The 18,575-nt window shown below is 68.8% G+C and carries 15 protein-coding genes; 6 read left to right on the forward strand and 9 right to left on the reverse strand.

The features are described from left to right. Positions 1-32 precede the first annotated feature (32 nt). From AC1KAR_RS16060 to AC1KAR_RS16070, 3 genes are read left to right on the forward strand one after another with little or no spacing between them, the layout of a single operon-like run. Positions 33-284 carry a hypothetical protein gene (locus tag AC1KAR_RS16060; protein ID WP_480319484.1) on the forward strand — a complete coding sequence of 84 codons (252 nt, stop codon included), beginning with the start codon at positions 33-35 and terminating at the stop codon, positions 282-284. Between the two features lie 12 nt (positions 285-296). After that, positions 297-683 carry a VOC family protein gene (locus tag AC1KAR_RS16065; protein WP_480319485.1) on the forward strand — a complete coding sequence of 129 codons (387 nt, stop codon included), beginning with the start codon at positions 297-299 and terminating at the stop codon, positions 681-683. Between the two features lie 10 nt (positions 684-693). Continuing rightward, on the forward strand, positions 694-1,206 hold the full coding sequence (locus tag AC1KAR_RS16070; protein ID WP_480319486.1) for a nucleoside deaminase: 513 nt from the start codon (positions 694-696) through the stop codon (positions 1,204-1,206). A gap of 195 nt (positions 1,207-1,401) precedes the next feature. Here AC1KAR_RS16070 and AC1KAR_RS16075 read toward each other — a convergent pair whose 3' ends face one another. From AC1KAR_RS16075 to AC1KAR_RS16110, 8 genes are all read right to left on the reverse strand, one after another. Beyond that, complete coding sequence (locus AC1KAR_RS16075) at positions 1,402-2,646, reverse strand: MFS transporter (RefSeq protein ID WP_480319488.1); 1,245 nt, start codon at positions 2,644-2,646, stop codon at positions 1,402-1,404. 32 nt (positions 2,647-2,678) lie between these two features. Then, positions 2,679-3,464, reverse strand: a complete 786-nt coding sequence (locus AC1KAR_RS16080) for a 2,3-dihydro-2,3-dihydroxybenzoate dehydrogenase (RefSeq protein WP_480319490.1) — start codon at positions 3,462-3,464, stop codon at positions 2,679-2,681. Then, the gene (locus AC1KAR_RS16085; RefSeq protein ID WP_480319492.1) at positions 3,461-7,447 is read right to left on the reverse strand and encodes an amino acid adenylation domain-containing protein; all 3,987 of its coding nucleotides are present in this window, start codon (positions 7,445-7,447) and stop codon (positions 3,461-3,463) included. The genes AC1KAR_RS16080 and AC1KAR_RS16085 overlap by 4 nt, the downstream gene beginning before the upstream one ends. 10 nt (positions 7,448-7,457) lie before the next feature. After that, complete coding sequence (locus AC1KAR_RS16090) at positions 7,458-7,742, reverse strand: DUF2218 domain-containing protein (RefSeq protein WP_480319494.1); 285 nt, start codon at positions 7,740-7,742, stop codon at positions 7,458-7,460. Positions 7,743-7,764: 22 nt separating this feature from the next. After that, entirely contained in the window at positions 7,765-8,691 is a 927-nt protein-coding gene (locus tag AC1KAR_RS16095) for an isochorismatase (protein WP_480319496.1), read from the reverse strand. 93 nt (positions 8,692-8,784) lie between these two features. Next, on the reverse strand, positions 8,785-10,395 hold the full coding sequence (locus AC1KAR_RS16100) for a (2,3-dihydroxybenzoyl)adenylate synthase (RefSeq protein WP_480319498.1): 1,611 nt from the start codon (positions 10,393-10,395) through the stop codon (positions 8,785-8,787). Continuing rightward, positions 10,395-11,591, reverse strand: a complete 1,197-nt coding sequence (locus tag AC1KAR_RS16105) for an isochorismate synthase (RefSeq protein WP_480319500.1) — start codon at positions 11,589-11,591, stop codon at positions 10,395-10,397. Before AC1KAR_RS16105 ends, AC1KAR_RS16100 begins: the two co-directional genes overlap by 1 nt. Before the next feature lie 47 nt (positions 11,592-11,638). Next, positions 11,639-13,894 carry a TonB-dependent receptor domain-containing protein gene (locus tag AC1KAR_RS16110; protein ID WP_480319502.1) on the reverse strand — a complete coding sequence of 752 codons (2,256 nt, stop codon included), beginning with the start codon at positions 13,892-13,894 and terminating at the stop codon, positions 11,639-11,641. Positions 13,895-14,132: 238 nt separating this feature from the next. Here AC1KAR_RS16110 and AC1KAR_RS16115 point away from each other — a divergent pair, with 238 nt between their 5' ends. From AC1KAR_RS16115 to AC1KAR_RS16125, 3 genes are read left to right on the forward strand one after another with little or no spacing between them, the layout of a single operon-like run. Continuing rightward, positions 14,133-14,756, forward strand: coding sequence for a DUF3302 domain-containing protein (locus AC1KAR_RS16115; protein ID WP_480319504.1), 624 nt, complete (start codon positions 14,133-14,135; stop codon positions 14,754-14,756). Further along, on the forward strand, positions 14,757-15,980 hold the full coding sequence (locus AC1KAR_RS16120; protein ID WP_480319506.1) for an HlyD family secretion protein: 1,224 nt from the start codon (positions 14,757-14,759) through the stop codon (positions 15,978-15,980). Next, positions 15,980-17,443, forward strand: a complete 1,464-nt coding sequence (locus AC1KAR_RS16125; RefSeq protein WP_480319508.1) for an efflux transporter outer membrane subunit — start codon at positions 15,980-15,982, stop codon at positions 17,441-17,443. Before AC1KAR_RS16120 ends, AC1KAR_RS16125 begins: the two co-directional genes overlap by 1 nt. Before the next feature lie 19 nt (positions 17,444-17,462). On the opposite strand, the gene AC1KAR_RS16130 is transcribed toward AC1KAR_RS16125, so the two are convergent. Then, positions 17,463-18,446, reverse strand: a complete 984-nt coding sequence (locus tag AC1KAR_RS16130; protein WP_480319510.1) for a helix-turn-helix transcriptional regulator — start codon at positions 18,444-18,446, stop codon at positions 17,463-17,465. Positions 18,447-18,575 lie beyond the last annotated feature (129 nt).

Consider the following 18,575-nt stretch of genomic DNA (forward strand, 5'->3'; position numbering starts at 1 on the left):
GCACTCCAGCCGCGCGCAAGAAAGGTGACACCGTGAGAAAGAACCTGCGAACGACCCTCTGCGTAATCTCGTGCTTCCTTCCGCTGCTGGTGTCATGCTCGTCGACGAGCACGGCCACCGGCTCCGACCGCGACGCGAACGGCTGCATCGGCTCGGCGGGATACCGCTGGTGCGCCCGCACCAACCAGTGCGAGCGGCCGTGGGAGGTGGCGATGAAGCAGGATTTCGCCAACACCATGGAGAACTTCGACCACTATTGCTCCCGGCCCAAAGCCGGCTCTTGAGAGGGGATGTGAATGAAGCGAGTCACCGGCATCGGCGGCATCTTCTTCAAGGCCCAGGACGCGCCCGCCCTGCAGGCCTGGTACCAGCGCCACCTCGGCATCGACGTACAGCCCTGGGGCGGCACGGCCTTCAGTTGGGCTGACGCAGACGGCCGACCCACGGGCGGCACGACCATCTGGTCGGTGAGCCCCGAAGACGGCGATTCGTTCGCGCCGGGCAAGCCGCCGTTCATGGTCAATTACCGAGTCGCCGACGTGCGCGCCCTGGCCGCCGTGCTCAAGGCCGAAGGCTGCGACGTGCTCGACAAGATCGACGATTCGGAGTTCGGCAAGTTCGCCTGGGTCATCGACCCCGAGGGCAACAAGGTCGAGCTGTGGGAGCCGCCCGCCGGCCAATGAAGGAACACGCATGACCCCCAACCCCCTCCCGCCGCGCGGGCCGTCGCCCACGCTGGAGCAGATCGTGCGCCACCTGCGGCGCTCGAACGAAGTCGCCCGTCGCGCCGTTGGGCTGGGTCACCACCCTTTCGGCGCCATCCTTGTCGGCCCGGACAACGAGACCGTGCTGCTGGAGCAATGCAACATCGACACGGTCAACCACGCCGAATCGACGCTGGCCCGGGTGGCCGCCACCAACTTCACGCCCGAGATGCTGTGGGGCTGCACGCTGTACACCTCGGTCGAGCCGTGTTGCATGTGCGCAGGCACGGCCTACTGGGCCAATATCGGACGCGTGGTGTTCGGCATGACCGAAGAGATGCTCTTGCGCGAGACCGGCAACCATGCCGAGAACCCGACGATGAGCGTGCCCTCGCGCTACGTGTTCGACCACTGCCAGAAGCCGGTCGAGCTGATCGGGCCAGTGCCCGAGATCGTGCCCGAGGTGGTCGAACTGCAGCGCAGCTTCTGGGCCAGGCGCTAAGGCAACGCTGAATAAGTCCCCGCGAGGCGGCGCGCCTCGGTTTGGGATGGGCTGCAAGGCGCAAAGCACAGCGATACCCGCAGGTATCGCGAGCATTTGCAACGCCGCAGACCGCCCAAAACGAGGATGCGCCGTTCGCGAGGGACTTGTTCAGCGTTGCCCTAACCCGCTGCGCTGGCCCGGCTGAGCCTTGAACTACGCCCTGCGGTTGACACAAGCCCCCACCAGCACGAGCCCGAGCAGGGCCACCATCAGCACGAAGGGCAGGCCCGTGTCGAGTTCGTAGAGCGCTGCGCCAACGATCGGTGCGATCACCATGCTCGCGCCTTGCGCCTTGCCCATGGCCGCGGCACAGGCGCCCTGCTCCGGTGCTTCGACGCTGTTGGCGGCGAGCGCGGCGATCGACGGGAAGTTGAGGCCCATGCCGCAGCCGGCGACGAAGAAGCTCAGCGCCACCATCCAGGGCTCGGTGATGAAGAGCACCGAGCCGAAACCGAGCGCAGCCAGCACCGCCCCGGAGCGCAGCCAGTGGAAAGGCTGGACGGACGGCAATCGCGACACCACGGTTTGCGACAGCATCAGCGCCAGCCCTGCCGCACCGAGCGCCGTGCCTGCAGCCGCGGCCGCCTCGGCTGGCGACAGGCGCATGCGCTCGATCAGCAGGAAGCCGATGCACACGTTGGCAATGATGACCACGCTGTACAGCGCGAGCGCGCTCAGCCAGGGGCGGCGGATGCGCGGGTCGGTGATCGGCAACGCACCCCGCTTCGGTGGCGGTGCCGACCCGGCCAAAGCGGCGCCCTTTTCCAGCGGACCCCGCGTGCTCAAGAGCAGCAAGGGCACCAGCGGCAGCAAGGCCACCAGCCACAGCGTGAGCGGCAGGCCGAGATGGCTCATCCAGCCCACGGCGGGCGGCGCGATCACCATGCCCACGGCACCGGCGGCGCCGTAGCGGGCCATGACCGCTGCGCGCGACGACGGCGCCGTGCGCGATGCGATCCAGCCGATGGACAGCACCGGCACCCCCGCGGTGCAGGCGCCAGCCGCCGCTCGGGTGGCGAGCAGCAGCGCAAAGCTGAGTGCGGCCGATGGCAGCGCCTCTTGCGCCAACGCCCAATGCACGTAGCCGGCCAGCAGCGCAAAGCTTGCCGCAATGCCCAGCAAGGCGTGCCGCAGCGCGCTCGCGTGCCCGACGCGCTGCGCGCTGCCCGCCCAGCGGCCGGTGCTGGCCATCCACAACAGCCCCACCACACCGATGATGGCGCCGAGGTGCCAGGCCTTCAGGCTGAGCACGGTGGCCAGCGCCCCCACCAGTGCGATGAAGGCGTAGTTGGAGGCCAGCGCCGCAAAGTTCGCCGCCATCAGCGGCGTCATCTGCCGCTGGGTGGGTACGGCGGTGGATGGGGCGCTGTGCGCGGCGTCGATGGCAGTCGTGCTCATATCGATCGGGTCAGTCAGGAAGAGAACGGGGGTCACACGCCCAGCGTGGCGCCGCCGTCCACGAGCAGGGTGTGCATCGTGATGTGGCGGGCCGCGTTGGACAGCAGGAAGAGCACCGCCTCGGCCACGTCGGCCGGCTGGGCGATGCGCCCGAGCGGGATGCCGTTGCGAAAGCTCTCCAGCGACCCGTGCAGCACACGCTCGGCGGCATGGTCGTCGGTCCAGAGTTGCCGCTGCATCGGTGTGTCGGTCGAACCCGGCGCGACGATGTTGCAGCGCACGCCGTGCGGGGCGAGCTCCAGCGCGAGGCATCGGGTGAACTGGTGCGAGGCCGCCTTGGAAGCCGCATACGCCGACATCTGAACCCGCGGCACCGACGCCGCGTTGGAGCCTACGGTGACGATGCTGCCCGCGCCTCGCGCCTTCATTCGCGCCGCCACGGCCCGCGAGAGGTGGAACACCCCATGCGTGTTGACTGCGAAGCAATGCAGCCAGTCGTCTTCCGACAGGTCGAAGGACGACCCCAGCCGCAGCACGCCGGCCACGTTGGCGAGCATGCCGATGGGGCCAAGGCTCGCTTCGACGTCCTCGACCGCAGCGCGTACCTCCGCGGCGCGCGACACATCGGCCACCACCGGCTGGACGGACAGTCCCGCCGCTTCGGCGCCCGAGGCCAGCACCTTGAGAGCGCCCGCCTGCACATCGAGCGCCGCCACGCGCACACCGCAACGTGCGAGCCCGAGCGCGACGGCAGCGCCGATGCCCTGGGCCGCACCCGAGACCAGGGCCACACCCTGCGGAAAGTCGGCGCGCGTCATGCGGAGTGCCCCTTGGCTGTGCCCAGCCGCCGTGCCAGATCGGCGCCGATCTGCGCCATGGGCCGTGGGTCGGACATGCCGTCGTGCGTGCAATCGACCTCCACCAGCGCCTCGAAGCCGGGCACATGGGCCTGCCAGGCCTCAGGCCTGGGCATGTGCGAGGGGTTGCGCGCCGCGCGGTAGAACACGGTGCGGCCGGTAAAGCGCGGCGTGCTGCTGCGCCGGAACAGCTGCGCGTGGCGCAGTGATTCACCGGACCATTGCGCGAGGCGGTCTGCACCGAGCCCGGCAAATGGACTGCCAGCGCGAAGCAGCCGCTGCGTGAGCGCGTCGGCCGCGACACCGGTGGTGTCGAACTCGCCATTGACGCCCAGCAGCGTACGCAACGCGTCTTCACGCACAGGCACCGGGTGCGCCGACCACGCCTCGGCGGGGTAGCAATCGAGCAAGGCCAGGCACGCCACTTCGGCGCCCCGCGCCTGCAAGCGCGCCGCAATGGCCTGCGCGTAGGAGCCACCGAGAGACCAGCCCAGCAGGTGGTACGGCCCGCGGGGCTGCAGGGCCAGTACGCGCCGCACATAGGCGTCGGCCAGATCGTCGAAGCTCGTGGCCGTGGCCGACTCGATCACGTCCATCTGCAGGCCGAGCAGTGTCACGTCGGGCAGATGCCGCGCCAGGCGCAAGTAGCTCCAGGCGAGCCCCTCGGCCGGGTGCAGGCAGAAGACCTGCGGCGCCGCCGGCTGGCCGTGCTGGATGTTCAGCAGCGGCGCGAACGGGTCCTGCTGGCCTGGTGGGCGGTGTGCGGCCGGCGCTTCGAGCGCGCGGGCGAACGCCTGCACCGTGGCGTGTCGGAACAGGAGCGATACCGCCACATCGCGCTGAAGCGTCTGTGCCAGCCGGCTCGCCACCTGGATTGCCTGCAGCGACTTGCCGCCCAGGTCGAAGAAGTTGGAGGCCGGCGCGAGCGGCAGCTCGCCCAGCACATCACGCCACGCCTGCATCACGGCCTGCTCGATCGGGTCGGCCGACCCCTTTTGCGCGTAGTCACCGGCCGGTGCGATGGGCCGCAGCGAGGCCAGGGCAGCACGGTCGATCTTGCCGTTGGCGTTGCGCGGCAATTCGGCCAGCACGTGCCATTGGTCGGGCACGGCGGGAGAAGGAAGGCTTTGCAGCAAGGCCGCGCGCAAGTCGGCAGGCTCGGCCGTGCCGACCACGTAGGCCTCAAGCGTGCACACATCGCCTGCATGGCGGCGCGGCAGCACCGCGGCTTCTTTCACCTCGGGCACGGCCAGCAGCGCGTTCTCGATCTCCAGCGGGTCGATGCGCAGGCCGCTGATCTTGATCTCGCGGTCGATGCGACCGATGAAGCGCAGCTGCCCGTCGCTCAACTGCGCCAGGTCGCCGGTGCGGTAGGCGCGCTCGCCGCTGTCGGGCAGCGTGACGAAACGCTGTGCCGTGAGCCCCTCGTCGCCACGGTAGCCGAGCGCGAGTGCCGGGCCGCTGATGAGCAATTCACCGGAGCGGCCCGCTGGCACCGGGTAGAGGCGCTCGTCGGCCACGCGCACCTGCAGACCGGGCCGGGGCCGGCCGATGGGCACCGGTTCGCCAGCGCGCCACACGGCCTGCCCGCCGCTCAACGCGGCGGTGGTGGCAATGATGGTGGTTTCGGTCGGGCCGTAGGTGTTGAGCAGTTCGGCCTGCGGCAGCAGCTCGGCCCAGCGCGTGGCGCGCTCGGCCAGCACCGCCTCGCCGCCCACGATCACCAGCCGCACTCCTCGCAGGCGATGGCCCGAATCTGCATCGAGCCCGTGTGTGAGGGCGTGCCAGTAGGCGGTGGGCAGGTCGAGCACCGTGACGCGCAGGCGTTCGGCCTCGGCCGCGAAGGTCTCGGCCGAGTCGAGCATGGCGTCGTCGCGCAGCACCAGCGTGGCGCCGTGGCACAGCGTGGTGAAGATCTCCTCCAGGCTCGCATCGAAGTGCAGCGGCGCGAATTGCAGCACGCGGTCTGCCGGCGTGATGCGGTACAGGCTTCGCGTGCTGGCCACGAACTGCGCCAGCGCGCCCTGCCCCACCTGCACGGCCTTGGGCGTGCCAGTAGAACCGGAGGTGTGAAGCAGGTACGCCGGCTCGTCGCCCTCGGGTTCGTGGCAGGGCACGGGTGCAGCATCGCCTTGATGCGGCTCATCGGTGCGCAAGACCGGCCAGGCTTCAGCCGGCACGAGCCAAGGCTGGGCGCTCAGCACGATCCGCGGGCGCAGGCTGGCCAGCAGTGCCTTGCTCCGAAGCGACGGGCCGCCAGCGTCGATGGGTGCGTAGACGGCACCCACCCACAACACGGCCAGGGCCGCCACGATTGCATCGACCGAGCGCGGCAGCAGTACAGCCACCGTATCGCCCGGTGCGACGCCTTGCGTCGACAACTGCGCGGCCAGGCGCGACGTGCGCGAGATGAGACCCGCGTAGGTGAGTCGACCGCCCTGCCATTCGATGGCGCTGTGCCCCGGCGCCGCCTCAGCGGCTTGGCGCAGCAGCGCCATTGCGCCACCAGCAGGAGCGTCGTTGAGCGGCTCACCCAGGCAGACCGAGGGCTCGGGCATGCCGCCCATCCACCGCGCGAGCGGCGTATCGGGCGCGGCCTGCGCGAGTTCGTCGAGCAGGCTGCGGAAGCCCTCGGCCAGCACCTGCACGCGCTCGGCGCTGTAGGCCTGCGGGTTGGCCTCTAGCGTGAGGCGCCATACGCCTTGCTCCACCACCAGAGTGAAGTTGAGGTCCTTGACCGGCCCGCCGGCCAGGCCTCGCATGCGGCTTTCAAGGGAACGCCGGGCCGCCCCAAGTTCCTTGACCCCCTCGGGGGGCGGGCTGGGCGCAAGCTCGGCCCTGGGGGCGCTATCCACACCGGCAAACGCCACGTGGCGCTCGAAGGGCATCAGGTTGACCGCCTGGTTGAACAGGAACTTGCCGCTTTGCAGCAGGCCCAGGTCGCCACGGATCCAGCCGTAGCGGTAGAACAGATGCGGCCGGATGGCGCGCAGCTGCGCCGAGGCCTCGGCGGCCGACTCGCGCAGCGTGGCCTCGGGCCGCAGGCGCACGGAGAACGGCACGATGTTCATCGCCATGCATGGCACGCCGAGCGCGGGCGTGCCCAGCCGGTTCATCACCGGGATGCCGAAGCACAGCGCGCGCTGGCCCGACTGCTGCGCGAACCACAGCCCGGTGGCAGCCAGCATCCAGGCGGCCCAGTCACTGCCCGCTACCTGCGCAGCGGCGTGAAGCGCAGCCACCTGCGCCGGCGGGATCTCGATCGCATGGCGCAGGGGCGTGTCACTCGGCTCCTGCGCTGGGGTGATCTGCGCGGGCGCGGGCACATGGCGCAGGTGCTCGCGCCAGAACGCGCGGTCGGCCTCGATGCCGCCGTTGCGCTTGTACGCCGCTTCGGCCTCGATCACCCCGTCGAGCTGCCACTCGGGCAATGGCGGCGGCGTGCGACCAGCCACCAACGCGTTGTAGCGCTGCGCCACCGCCTGCTGCACGAGGCTGTAGCCAAAGCCATCGAGCGCAATGTGATGCACCTGCAGGTACCAGGCATGGTGGTCGGCGGCGGTCTTGAGCAAGGCGCTGCGGTACAGCGCCTGCGAAGTCACGTCGCAGGCCTGGGCGAGCGAGGCCTGCATCCAGGCATCGGCCGCCTCGGGGGCGTCGGGCTCGGTGCTGAAGTCGATCAGCGGCACCTCGACGGTGGGTGGCTGCGGGTGTTGCCACAGGGTGTCGGCGTCCCACTCGAAGCGCATGTGCAGCGTGTGGCAGCGCCCGAGCACCTCGGCGGCCACGCGGCGCAGGAGTTCGGCATCGAGCGCACCGGAGAACTCGATGCTCTCGGCCGTCAGGTAACCGGGGCTGCCGGGATCGACCTGCTGCGCAACCCAGATGCCATATTGCGCGGTGGTCGTGCGCAGGCGCGGCACCTGCGTGGCTTGAATCTGCATGGCGTGCTCCTCAGGCGGGTGCCCACGCGACGGCCAGGCCCTTGTCGCGGGCCATCAGGGCGAGGTGTTCGTCGATCACGTACTGCACGCGTTGCAGCAGTTCGGCACTCTCGGCCTCGCACTGAATGCTCAGCGTGTCGCTGGCACGCTGGATGCGGCAACGTCCGAAGCGGAAGTCGATGTCGGCCTTCTCGCTGTCGAAGTCCACCGGGACCTTGATCGCAAAGTGCTTGCACATCTTGAAGAGCACGCGTTCTGCTTGCGGAACGGTGACGGCGGAAGAACTGGCGGGCATGGGTTGGTGATCCGGTCGGGCATCAGCGCGGCAGCGCGGGTGCGGTTTCGAGTACGGCCCACCACGCCGCAGGGCTGGGCGCCTGGGCGAGCTGGACGAAGTTGACATCGCGGCCGGCAGCGCGCCAGCTCTCGACGAATGACATGAGGCGGATCGAATCAAGCCCCCAATCGAGCAACGCATCGTGCTCGGCCAGTTCGCCGGGCGCGAGCTTCAGGCTGCGCGAGATCTCGTCGATCAGCGCAGTGAGCGATGCGGGGAGGCGGCTGCCTTGGGTGGCAGTCTTGGTAGATGCACATGCGGACGCAGACGCAGCCTCAGCGACAGCCGCGCCGGCCAGATCGTCGGTCCACACCACGCGGCCGCAGCGCTGGGCCACGTAGTCGAGCGCCATCTGGTGTTCGTCTTCGGAGAAGTCGGCCAGTGCATCGGCCACCACGAAGGGCTGGATGTCCTTCATGAAGGCTTCGCAGGCGCTCATGAGGCAGCCGATATGGGCGTAGACGCCGCAGATCACCAACTGGTCGCGCCCGGCCTCGCGCAGGCGGGTCTCGAAATCGCTGCGCTGAAAGGCGCTGTAGCGCCACTTGGTGAGCACCACATCGCCCTCGCGCGGGGCGAGTTCGGCGCATACCGTGGCCGAATCGGGCCGGGCGGTAACACCCGGGCCCCACATCGCGTTGAGCAGGCCGCGCTCGGCGGCGCTTTGCTGCGGGGGCTGCGCCGTGTAGAAGATAGGCATGCCCTTCTCGCGCGCCATGGCGATCAGCCGACGGGTGTTGGCGATCAGCTGCGGCACGGGGGCTGCGGCGCGGTCGTAGAAGTCGAGAAAGTAGTCCTGCATGTCGTGCACCAGCAGCGCGGCATGGCGGCTCTCGAGCTGCCAATCGACACGCCCTGCGGGCAACTGCCTGGGCATCGCGTACGAGGAGATGCGTGGAATGCTCATGGTCTTGTGCTCCCTTTTGCTTGGAACCTTGTTTGGAAAGCAGTCGGCCACCGGGCCTGGCGCGCCCGGTGCGATGACAGCGTGAACAACGGGTCAGGCGGTGGCCAGCGTCTCGGCGATGCGCGCGCGAAGCAGCTTCTTGTCGATCTTCCCGACTGCCGTCTTGGGCAGGTGATCGACGAACTCGATGCGGTCGGGCACCTTGAAGGCGGCCACGCCCTGCGCGCGAACGAACTGCATCAGCGCAGGAACGCGCAGGCCGGGGTTGCGGCGGATCACGAAGGCGCAACTGCGTTCGCCCAGGTGCTCGCACGGCATCGCGACGAGTGCGGCATCGACGACGTCGGTGTGCGCCATCAGCAGGTGTTCGATCTCCTCGGCGGGCACCTTCTCGCCGCCGCGGTTGATCTGATCCTTGATGCGCCCTTCCACCACCAGATGGCCGCTCGGCAACTGGCGCACGCAGTCGCCCGTGCGGTAGAAGCCGTCCGGCGTGAACGCACGCGCGTTGTGCGCCTCGGCCTTGTAGTAGCCGCGGATCGTGTACGGCCCGCGCGTCAGCAACTGCCCCACCTCGCCAGGAGGCACCGGAAGGTCGTCTTCATCCACGATGCGGATCTCGTCAGCCGGCGAGATCGGCCGGCCTTGCGTGTGCATCACGAGTTCGGCCGGGTCGTCGTGCCGCGTGTAATTGACCAGGCCCTCGGCCATGCCGAACACCTGTTGCAGGCGCGCGCCAAGTTCGGGCTCGATGCGCTTGGCGAGCGTGTCGTCGAAGCGCGCGCCGCCCACCTGCACCACGCGCAGTGTGGCGAGCTCCTCGCGGCGCGTGGCCGCGGCCGCGAGCCACACCGGCACCAGCGGCGGCACGAGCGCCACCATGTTGACGCCCTCTCGTGCAATCAACGGAAAAGCGATCTCGGGGGCGGCACTGTCGGACATGACGACCGTGCCACCGGCGTGCAACACGCCGAGCGTGCCGGGTGAACTCATCGCGAAGTTGTGCGCCGCAGGCAGCACGCACAGCGACACGGTCTCGGTGGAGAGTTGGCAGATGCGGGCACTCTCGCGCACGCTGTAGAGATAGTCGTCGGCGGTACGCGGGATGAGCTTGGGCGTACCGGTGCTGCCACCGGAGAGCTGCAGGAAGGCCACCTCCTCAGCGCCGGGTGGCTCGGGTAGCACCGCCGCTTCTGCCAGCGCATGGAGCGCCAGATGGGGCCCAGGCTCGCCCACGATCAGCACATGGCGCAGGCTCGCAGCCTCGGCCTTCACCTGCGTCGCCAGATCACGGTGATCGAAACCGGCATGCACACCGGTCGTGATGTACGCCACCGCCTCGGCATGCTGGCAGAAGTAGCTGATCTCCAGCCGACGATGCGCCGGCAACGCGAACACCGGCAAGGCACCGATGCGCCACAGCCCAGAGATCACCGACACGAACTCGGCGCAGTTGGGCAACTGAACCACCACGCGGTCACCGGCCCGGATGCCCAGCGCCACGAATCGGCGTGCCGTGCGCAGCGCTTCGTGTTCGAGCTGCGCGTAGGTCCAACGCACGTCACCCGCCACCAGTGCGAGGCGCTCCCGGTGGCGCTCGGCGATCTCGCTCAGGAAGCCCGCGAAAGACTGACCCTGCCAGTAACCGAGCGCGCGGTAGCGTTCAGCATCCGCCACCGGCCACGGTGTGCCATGCGCCCGCATCAGCCCGCAACCTCGGTTGGTGCACCCGCCACGAGGTGATGCGACAGGCCTAGCGCGTCGAGCATGGTGCGCAGCTTGGCCGCGGTCTCGGCCAGCTCGGCGTCGGGTGTCGAGTCGGCCACGATGCCGGCGCCGGCAAAGAGGCGCATGTGGCGGCCCTGCAGTTCGGCGCAACGGATCGATACCACCCATTCACCATCGCCCTGCGCATCGGTCCATCCGAATGCGCCAGCGTAGTGGCCGCGCTCGAAAGGCTCGAGTTCGTTGATCAGTTCGTGCGCCTGGCCGCGGGGGAATCCGCACACTGCCGGCGTCGGATGCAGCGCGAGCGCAAGCGTGAGCGCATCGGCCTGCGTGGCACCGGTGATTTCCGTCGAGAGGTGCCACATGGCCGGCGTGTGCAGCAGCGAGGGCCGCGCCGGCACCGAAAGGCGCGGGCACAGCGGGCGCAGGGCGGCGGCCACGGCGTCGACGACGAAGCGGTGCTCCTGCAGGTCCTTCGGCGATTCGAGCAGCGCGTGCGCGCGGCGGCGGTCTTCTTCCGGGTCGCGCGAGCGCGGCACCGAGCCGGCCAGGGGGTTGGCGTGCAGCACGCCACCTCGGCGGCGCACCAGCAGCTCGGGGCTCGCGCCGAAGAGCGTTCGCCCCGCGCCAAGCGAGGCGGAGAACGTGTAGCCCAACGGGTTGCGCCCGCCCAGGCCTGCGAGCAAGGCCGGCAGGTCGACCGCCTGTTCGCATTGCAACTCCAGCGTGCGCGCGAGGACCACCTTGTCGAGCTCACCGCGGCGGATGCGGCGCAAGGCTTCGGCCACGGCCGCGGCATAGCCCGCGCCCTCGGGCACCTCGCGTGCAGTGCAGGCCAGGCGTGCGCGGCCCGCCGGCTGCAGCGAAACGCACAACGGGTCGGCGCGGCGGATCCACGGTGCGATGTGCAGGGCAGCAGGCACGGCGGTGTCGAACGGCACGGCACCCACGATGGTTGGCGCGGGCGCGCCCTGCTCTGCCGCGCGCTTCAAGGCGTTCTGCGCACGCTGAGCAAGCGGCGCATTGCCGTCGGGCACGTCACCCATCGACTCGGCCGCGAGCAGCGTGTGCTCCGGGCTGGCCATGAAGAGCGGCGTGTCGGGGCGCACGCGCCGCAAGAGCTCGTCGGCTGCCGCACTGTCAGCGCGCGGGAACTCGAGGGACTGGTACATGAGCATCTCTCCTAGGGCAGAGGCGGCCGTTCGCGCAGGGTGCGCCGTCAGAACTGCGCCGCCAGGGACAGGGAATAGCGGCGCCCCTCGTCGACCATCCAGTTGCCGTCGAGGCCGGCCGTGCGGGCACGGGTGTCGACGTCGACACGCTGATCGGTGGCGTTGAGTACCGCGAGCTTGAGGGCGATGCCCGGCACGATGGTCCAGGTGCCGCCGACGTCGAGCGTGGTGGTGGCCTCGCGTTCACGCGGACCCATCGCTCCGTTGCGGAAGGCCGCCCAGTACTGCTTGCCTTCGTAGTCGAGCGCACCGAAGAAGCCGAGCGCTGGAATGGCCTGCCACTCCACGCGCAGGTAGGCCTTGTGTTCGGGTGTCTTGTCGAGCGGCAGGCCGTCGAGCGAGCTGCCGTTGAACGCTGACTCGCCGCCGCCCTTGCGCTTGGAGTCGGTGTAGGTGTAGTTGCCCGCCAGGCGCCACGCGGCGGCGAACGCCGTGGAGAAGCCGAACTCCAGGCCGCGGATGTCGACGCGCGAGATGTTGTCGTACACGTAGACCGTGCGGCCGGTGGTGCGCGGGTCGGGCACGCCGGTGTCGTAGCTGGCCACGCGGTTCTTGATGCGGCTGTCGTAGAAAGTCAGGTTCGCGAAGTCGCCGTTGCTGCCATCCCAGCGCACGCCCGCTTCGCCGGAGACGCTGGTCTCGGGTTCGAGATCGGGGTTGCCGCACAGCGTGCCGGGGTTGGCGCCCGCAGCGCCCCCGGTCGTCATGCAGTAGCCGCCGGTGCTCTGGCGCAGCGTGGGGGCCTTGAAGCCGGTGCCGACGCCTCCGCGCAATGTCCAGTTGGCATCGAGCTCGTACACGCCGTACAGGCGCGGGCTCCAGTGCGAGCCGTAGGCCTCGTCGTGATCCATGCGCAGGCCGGCGGTGAGAACGAAGTTCTGCGTGGCCTGGAAGTCGTTCTCGCCGTAGACCGCCCAAGCGTCGCGCTGGATCGTGTCGGGGTTGGGCGCGAAGCCGGTGGGTACCGCGTCTTGGCGCGCCACGCCTTGCAGCTCCTGGCGGCGCATCTGCGCACCGACTGTCAGCGTGTTGGTGTCTCCGCCCCACGGCAGCACGGCACGGCCTTCGAGCGTGGTGTTCTTCACCTCGGGTTCGATGGTGGTCTGGCCCGAGCCGACCCATTGCTCCTGCGTGCCGGTCTCGCTGTACAGCATCAACGCACTGCGGCCCCAGCCCCAGCGGCCGTCGTGGGTCAGGCCCCAGTTCTCGCGGCCGTGCCGGGTCTCGAGAATCGTGTTGGCGGTGGCGACATCGGCAATGCTCATGCCGGGCGTGGTGATGTACTCGAAGTACTGCTTGCCGTAGTCGAAGCTCAGTTGCTGCGAGTCGGTGAGCGCAGCGCTGAGCTTGAGGTTCAGGTTCTTGTCGCGCTGGCCGTTGGCGCCGCTGGTGGCGTTGCTCGGGTAGTACACGTCGTCTTCGTCGCGGCGGCTTACGCCACCCCAGATCTGCAGGCCAAGCGACTCGCCCACAAGTGGGCCGCCGAGCCAGAAGTCTCCGCCGCGCGAGTCGCCCAACTCATCGTGCGTCTGCTTCACGGCGTAGGCATTGAGGGCGCCGCTCCACTGGGCGGGCAGCTTGCGCGTGACGATGTTGATCACGCCGCCGAGCGCGTCGGCGCCGTACAGCGACGACATCGGCCCGCGCACGACTTCGATCCGCTCGATGGCGGCCAGGGGCGGCAGCAGATTGGGCTGCACCCCGCCGGTGCCGCGGTTCATGGTCTCGCGGGTGTTCATGCGCTGCCCGTCGATCAGGATCAGCGTGTTGTCGCCGGGCATGCCGCGCAGCGAGATGTCGTAGTCGTTCGGGCTGGAGCCGACGACGCTCACGCCTTCGACCGTTCGCAGCAGCTCGGGCACGCTGGTTTCGGTGCGGGCCTCGATCTCCTTGCGGGTGATGACGGTGATGCTGGCGGGTGCCGTGCGCACCGCTTCTTCACGGCCGCTCACGGCGGTCACGACCACGGGCTGCAAGGTCACCTGCGCAGGTGCCGCGGGGGACACTTGCGGTGCGGCGACGGCTTCGCTGGTTGCCACCGCCGACGCGGCCGGGGTTGCGGCTTGAGCCGCGTCGGACGCAGCTTGCGCCACCGCTTGCGGCGCAGGTGCGGGCACGGGTGCGGTCGAGGCGTCGGGGGTGCTCGGGGTCTCGGGCGTCGTCTGCGCGTGGGCGCTGAGAAGAGTGAACGCGGTGCTCAAGGCCACGGACAGGGCTGTCCGTGGCAACTTCGTTGTGATCATGGTGCTGCTGGTTGATAAGAATGATTCGCATTCATTTTGATCAACCAGAAGCCCCTTCGGGTTTGCGCGACACACGAAGGTGTTTGCAAACTCGGCTCGCCGCATCAGCTTCGATCAACCGCAACCCCGCGCCTGAACCGGGGCCCGGGCCGCGCAACATTTCGTGTTCTTTTCCACAACGCCAAGCTATGCTCCCCCGCATTCAGCCCGGCGTCGTGTCCGGAGGAGGATCGGAAGAATGAATGAGTCTCCCGCGTGCCATTGCCACGCTCCAAGGCACACCTTCGGGCCCGCGGCCCGTCGGGCCAGGCCGCTCCTGGTTGGCCTGCTGACCTTCCTGGGCGCGACCCTGCCCGCCTCAGCCGCCTCCGATACGTCGTTCGTCGACAGCGTGGCTGACGTGATGGCGGTGCTCGTGCTGATCATCGTGCCGGTGGTCGTGATCGTGCTCTTCTGGATGGTCCATGTGCTTCCCGAGAAGATCGCGCACAAGCGCCACCACCCGCAGATCGAAGCCATCACCACGCTGTGCCTGCTCTCGCTGGTGTTCGGAGGCCTGCTGTGGCCACTGGCTTGGCTGTGGGCATATACCAAGCCCGTCGGCTACCGTATGGCCTACGGCACCGACAAGTCACCCGAGTACTACGACAAGATGGCGTCGCAGCACCGCGCCGGCGAGTTGCTCGGTGCAGATCTGCTGACGCTCAAGCACGACCTGGCTGCCATGGCCTCTCGCGGTGCCCTGCCTGCGCGCCTGCAGGCCTTGAAAGCCCAGCTCGACCAGATCGACGATGACGAACTGCGAGGCCAGTCCACGCCCGCTGACGCAGCCCCGGCGGCCGTGCAGAAAGGCAGCGCCTGAATGGACATCCTGATTCTTGGTGTCTATTCGTTCCTTGTCTGGCTGATCTTCATCAAGCTGAAGTGGCTGCCGTGGAACATCACGAGCCAGGTGATCGTGGTCATCATCCCGATCGTCGGGATGGCCACCTTGCTGCTGTCATTGAACGTGTTCGCGCCCTCGTCGTCCGAGGTGCGCGTCTACAAGTACACGATCCCGATCGTTTCTCAGGTGCGTGGCCGGGTGATCGAGGTGCCGGTCGAAGAAGGCAACCGGCTGGTCAAGAAGGGCGACGTGCTGTTCCGCATCGACCCCACGCCCTATCAGCTCGAAGTCAACACCCTGACCGCGCAGCTGGCCACCGCCCAGGCGGGCCAACGCGAAACCAAGGAAAGCCTGAAGGCCGCCCGCGCCAAGGTGACCGAGACGCGCAGCGCGATCGACCAGGCCAACAGCCAGGTCCGCGCGGCCACCGCCACGTACGAGCTGGCGAAGCGGCGCGTCGAGCAATACCGCGAGCTCGTGCGCACCGGCGCCGGCAGCAAGTTCGATCTCGAAAAGGCCGAGACCGACCTGCGCTCGCAAGAGAGCAACCTCGCCGGGGCACGCAGCTTCTTGGCCCAGGCCCAGAGCGGCGAGCTCCAGGCCGCCGCCAGCGAACAAGGCGTGAGCCAGCGCCTGAGCGCGCAGGTGAACGGCGAGTTCGCGCAGGTCGCGCAGATCCGCGCGCAGCTTGAAAGCGCCCAGTGGAACCTGCGGGAGACCACCACCCGCTCGCCATGCGATTGCTACGTCGTCAACCTGCAGCTTCGCCCGGGCGGCTTCGTGGCAGGCCTGCCGGTCAACCCGGTGATGACGCTGGTGGAGGCCGAAGGCCACGTGGTCGCCCTCTACAATCAGAACGAGTTGCACCAGGTCGAAACGGGCAACAAGGCCGAGTTCACGCTGAAGACGGTCCCTGGCCGGATCATCAAGGCCGAAGTCGACTCCATCATCTGGGCCCAGCCGCAGGGCCAGTTGCAAGCCACGGGGACGCTGCCGCCCGCGGCCCTGGCTGCGCTGCCGCCAGGGCGCTTCGCGGTCAAGTTCAATATTGCCGCCGCCGACCAGGACCTGTTCATGGCCCAGGGTGCTGCGGGCGATGCAGCCATCTACACGGCCAGCGGGCACCACATTCACATCATCCGTAAGGTGATCCTGCGTGTGGGCTCCTACGTCAACTACCTTGTGTTGAAGCTGCATTGATGGCCAGCCACAACACGCCCCCGGCCCGATTCAAGCCCGGGCCTTCGCTGGCGGCCGCCCTTGCGATGGTCGCCTTGCTGAGCGCTTGCGCCCTGAAATCACCGCCCTCGCGCGAAGACCTGGTGGCCGAGGCGGCAGCCAACCTGAAGCTGCCCGGCCAATGGCAGTCGACCGGTGCGGTGGCGGGCGATGTCGCCGACAACTGGCTCGCCAATTTCAAGGACGCGCAGCTGAACGCGCTGGTGCTGGAGGCGCTCGCCTACAACTACGACCTTCAAGCCGCGGCCGCGCGTGTCGAGCAGGCGGCCGCGGCGCAGCGCATGGCCGGTGGCCTGCTCTACCCGCAGGTCAACGTCCTGGGCCGCGCCGGCGGCAGGATGGGCGGCGACAGCTCGGGCCTCCAGGGCCTTGGCTTGTTCATCAACTGGGAGCTCGACATCTGGGGCCGAGTGCGATCCGGCGCGGCGGCGGCCGATGCCCAATTCGATTCGGCCGCGCTCGACGCCTACTACGCTCGCCAGTCGATTGCGGCCCAGGTCGCCAAGGGCTGGTTCCTCGCGACCGAGGCGCGCATGCAACGCGATCTGGCCGAGCGCACCTTGCGCGACTCGACTCAGCTCACCTCGATCGCACAGGACCGCTTTCGTGTCGGGGTCGGTGACGAGTACGACGTGGCGCAGGCGCGTGCCGACCAAGAGCGGCTCAGGGACACCGAGCGCGGCCTCGACCAGGCATTGAAGCAGGCGCTGCGCTCGCTCGAAATCCTGATTGGCCGCTATCCGAGTGCGCAACTCTCGGTGCCGGCCGAGCTGACGCCCGTGCCTCCGCCCATCCCCGCCGGCCTGCCATCGGCCCTGCTCGAACGGCGGCCCGATGTCGTGGCCGCCGAGCGCCGCGTGGCATCGGCGCTCTACCGCACCGAAGAAGCCAAGGCCGCGCGTTTGCCCAAGCTGTCGCTGACCGGAATGTTCGGTACCGTCAGCAGCGAACTCTTCGTGCTCAAGGACATCGACAACCCGCTCTGGAGCGTCGGGGGCTCGCTGGCGGCACCGATCTTTGCCGGTGGCCAGCTCCAGGGGCAGGTTGAGTTGCGCACGGCCGAGCAGAAGCAGGCCGTGGCCAATTACGGGCGCACCGGCGCGCGAGCCTTCGGCGAAGTGGAGAACGCGCTGACCGCAGTGGCCACGCTCGACGAGCGCGACGAGATCCTGAAGCGCAGCGTGCAGGAGAACGAGCGCGCCGTCTCGCTCGCGGGTGAGCGCTTCAAGGTCGGATCGACCGACATGCGCGCGTTCTTGCAGCAGACCCTGGCGCTGTACAGCGCGCAGTCCACGCACATCCACGTACGCACCGATCGCCTCGTACAGCGCGTCAACCTGCACCTGGCACTGGGCGGCAGCTTCGAGCAAGCACCCGCTGAGCAAGCCCAGGCGAAGCCGGACAACGGTACCAGGCAACCCTGAGGCTCGCCCGCGGCGGTCCTCAGCGCTGCGCCGCGCTACGCGCCTCTTTCGGCGTCAGGCCAAAGCGCCGGCCGAAAGCGGTGGCGAAGTTGGCCGCACTGCCGTAGCCCGCAATGGCAGCCGCGCGCTTGATGCTGATGCCGTCGCGCTCCAGTGCAGCGCGCGCTCGTTGCAGCCGGCTCTCGCGCACGAAGCCGATCACCGTGGTGCCGTAGGCGCGGCGAAAGTGCGCTTGCAAGGTATTCACGTTCATGCCCGCGTGGCGCGCGATGTCGTCCAGCGACAGTTCGTGCGCCGCTTCGCTGTTCAGAAACTCGCGCAGGTCGCGCAGCCGGCGCGCCACCGGTGCGCTCAGGGCCTGCGATTCGGGCTCGGGTTCGCCAGCCACCCACGGTGTGAGCGCTTCTGCCAGCAGATCGAGCAGCCGACCGTTCTGGTACAGCCGCTCCAGCATCGGCGCACAGGCAGGTGGGCGCACCAACTGTTCAGCCAGGGCGATGGCACGCGCCGAGGGCTCCCAGTTGCGCACAGCCAGGTGCCCCGTCAAGAAGGAATCGAGCGCCTCGGGCATGGCGCGCCCGGTGCCCGACTGCAGCTGGCGCAGCCACTCGTGCGAGACGCACAGGCTCAGCCGGCGCGCATAGCCACCTTGCCGCACCCGCCGCGTGAAGGCCTCGGCTTCGGTCACGTTCACCATCACGCAGCGCGCTTCACTGCGCCCGCCGAGCACCGGCACGCGCCGACCGCCAGCGGCCGTGCTGATCATCATCCGGCGTTGCCCGTAGGCGACGTCGAGGTCGCCTTCGAGCAGAAACACCAAATGCAGGCCGGGCACGCACTGGCCCTGCACGGTGGCGTCGACGGGGTCGACGGCGTCGTCCGAATGCATGCGCAAGCCGGGCTGGAGCTCGCGCACACGGGCCGCATGGGCGGCCAGGCGCGGGTGCATGGGCACCGGGGCCGGTCCCGGCACCAGGCCGGGGCTCAACGAAGTCGATTGCACGTTCACCGCTCTTTCCTGCGGGCTCCCCGACTGCCGTGGTGATCTGGCAAACCACGACAAGGCTCGCGCAAACAGAAATCTGCGCGCCTCCCAACGAGTGGGCCTCGATTTGAATAAGAATTGTTCTCA

It is taken from the genome of Piscinibacter sp. PDB1-1 (genome assembly GCF_056675995.1).

Bases quoted from the DNA above. Each gene is read 5' to 3' on its own strand.
- AC1KAR_RS16100 (WP_480319498.1), bottom strand. From the start codon at position 10,395: ATGCGGGCGCATGGCACACCGTGGCCGGTGGCGGATGCTGAACGCTAC.
- AC1KAR_RS16120 (WP_480319506.1), top strand. From the start codon at position 14,757: ATGGACATCCTGATTCTTGGTGTCTATTCGTTCCTTGTCTGGCTGATC.
- AC1KAR_RS16090 (WP_480319494.1), bottom strand. From the start codon at position 7,742: ATGCCCGCCAGTTCTTCCGCCGTCACCGTTCCGCAAGCAGAACGCGTG.
- AC1KAR_RS16085 (WP_480319492.1), bottom strand. From the start codon at position 7,447: ATGCAGATTCAAGCCACGCAGGTGCCGCGCCTGCGCACGACCACCGCG.
- AC1KAR_RS16110 (WP_480319502.1), bottom strand. From the start codon at position 13,894: ATGATCACAACGAAGTTGCCACGGACAGCCCTGTCCGTGGCCTTGAGC.
- AC1KAR_RS16095 (WP_480319496.1), bottom strand. From the start codon at position 8,691: ATGAGCATTCCACGCATCTCCTCGTACGCGATGCCCAGGCAGTTGCCC.
- AC1KAR_RS16105 (WP_480319500.1), bottom strand. From the start codon at position 11,591: ATGTACCAGTCCCTCGAGTTCCCGCGCGCTGACAGTGCGGCAGCCGAC.
- AC1KAR_RS16125 (WP_480319508.1), top strand. From the start codon at position 15,980: ATGGCCAGCCACAACACGCCCCCGGCCCGATTCAAGCCCGGGCCTTCG.
- AC1KAR_RS16115 (WP_480319504.1), top strand. From the start codon at position 14,133: ATGAATGAGTCTCCCGCGTGCCATTGCCACGCTCCAAGGCACACCTTC.
- AC1KAR_RS16070 (WP_480319486.1), top strand. From the start codon at position 694: ATGACCCCCAACCCCCTCCCGCCGCGCGGGCCGTCGCCCACGCTGGAG.
- AC1KAR_RS16075 (WP_480319488.1), bottom strand. From the start codon at position 2,646: ATGAGCACGACTGCCATCGACGCCGCGCACAGCGCCCCATCCACCGCC.
- AC1KAR_RS16065 (WP_480319485.1), top strand. From the start codon at position 297: ATGAAGCGAGTCACCGGCATCGGCGGCATCTTCTTCAAGGCCCAGGAC.
- AC1KAR_RS16080 (WP_480319490.1), bottom strand. From the start codon at position 3,464: ATGACGCGCGCCGACTTTCCGCAGGGTGTGGCCCTGGTCTCGGGTGCG.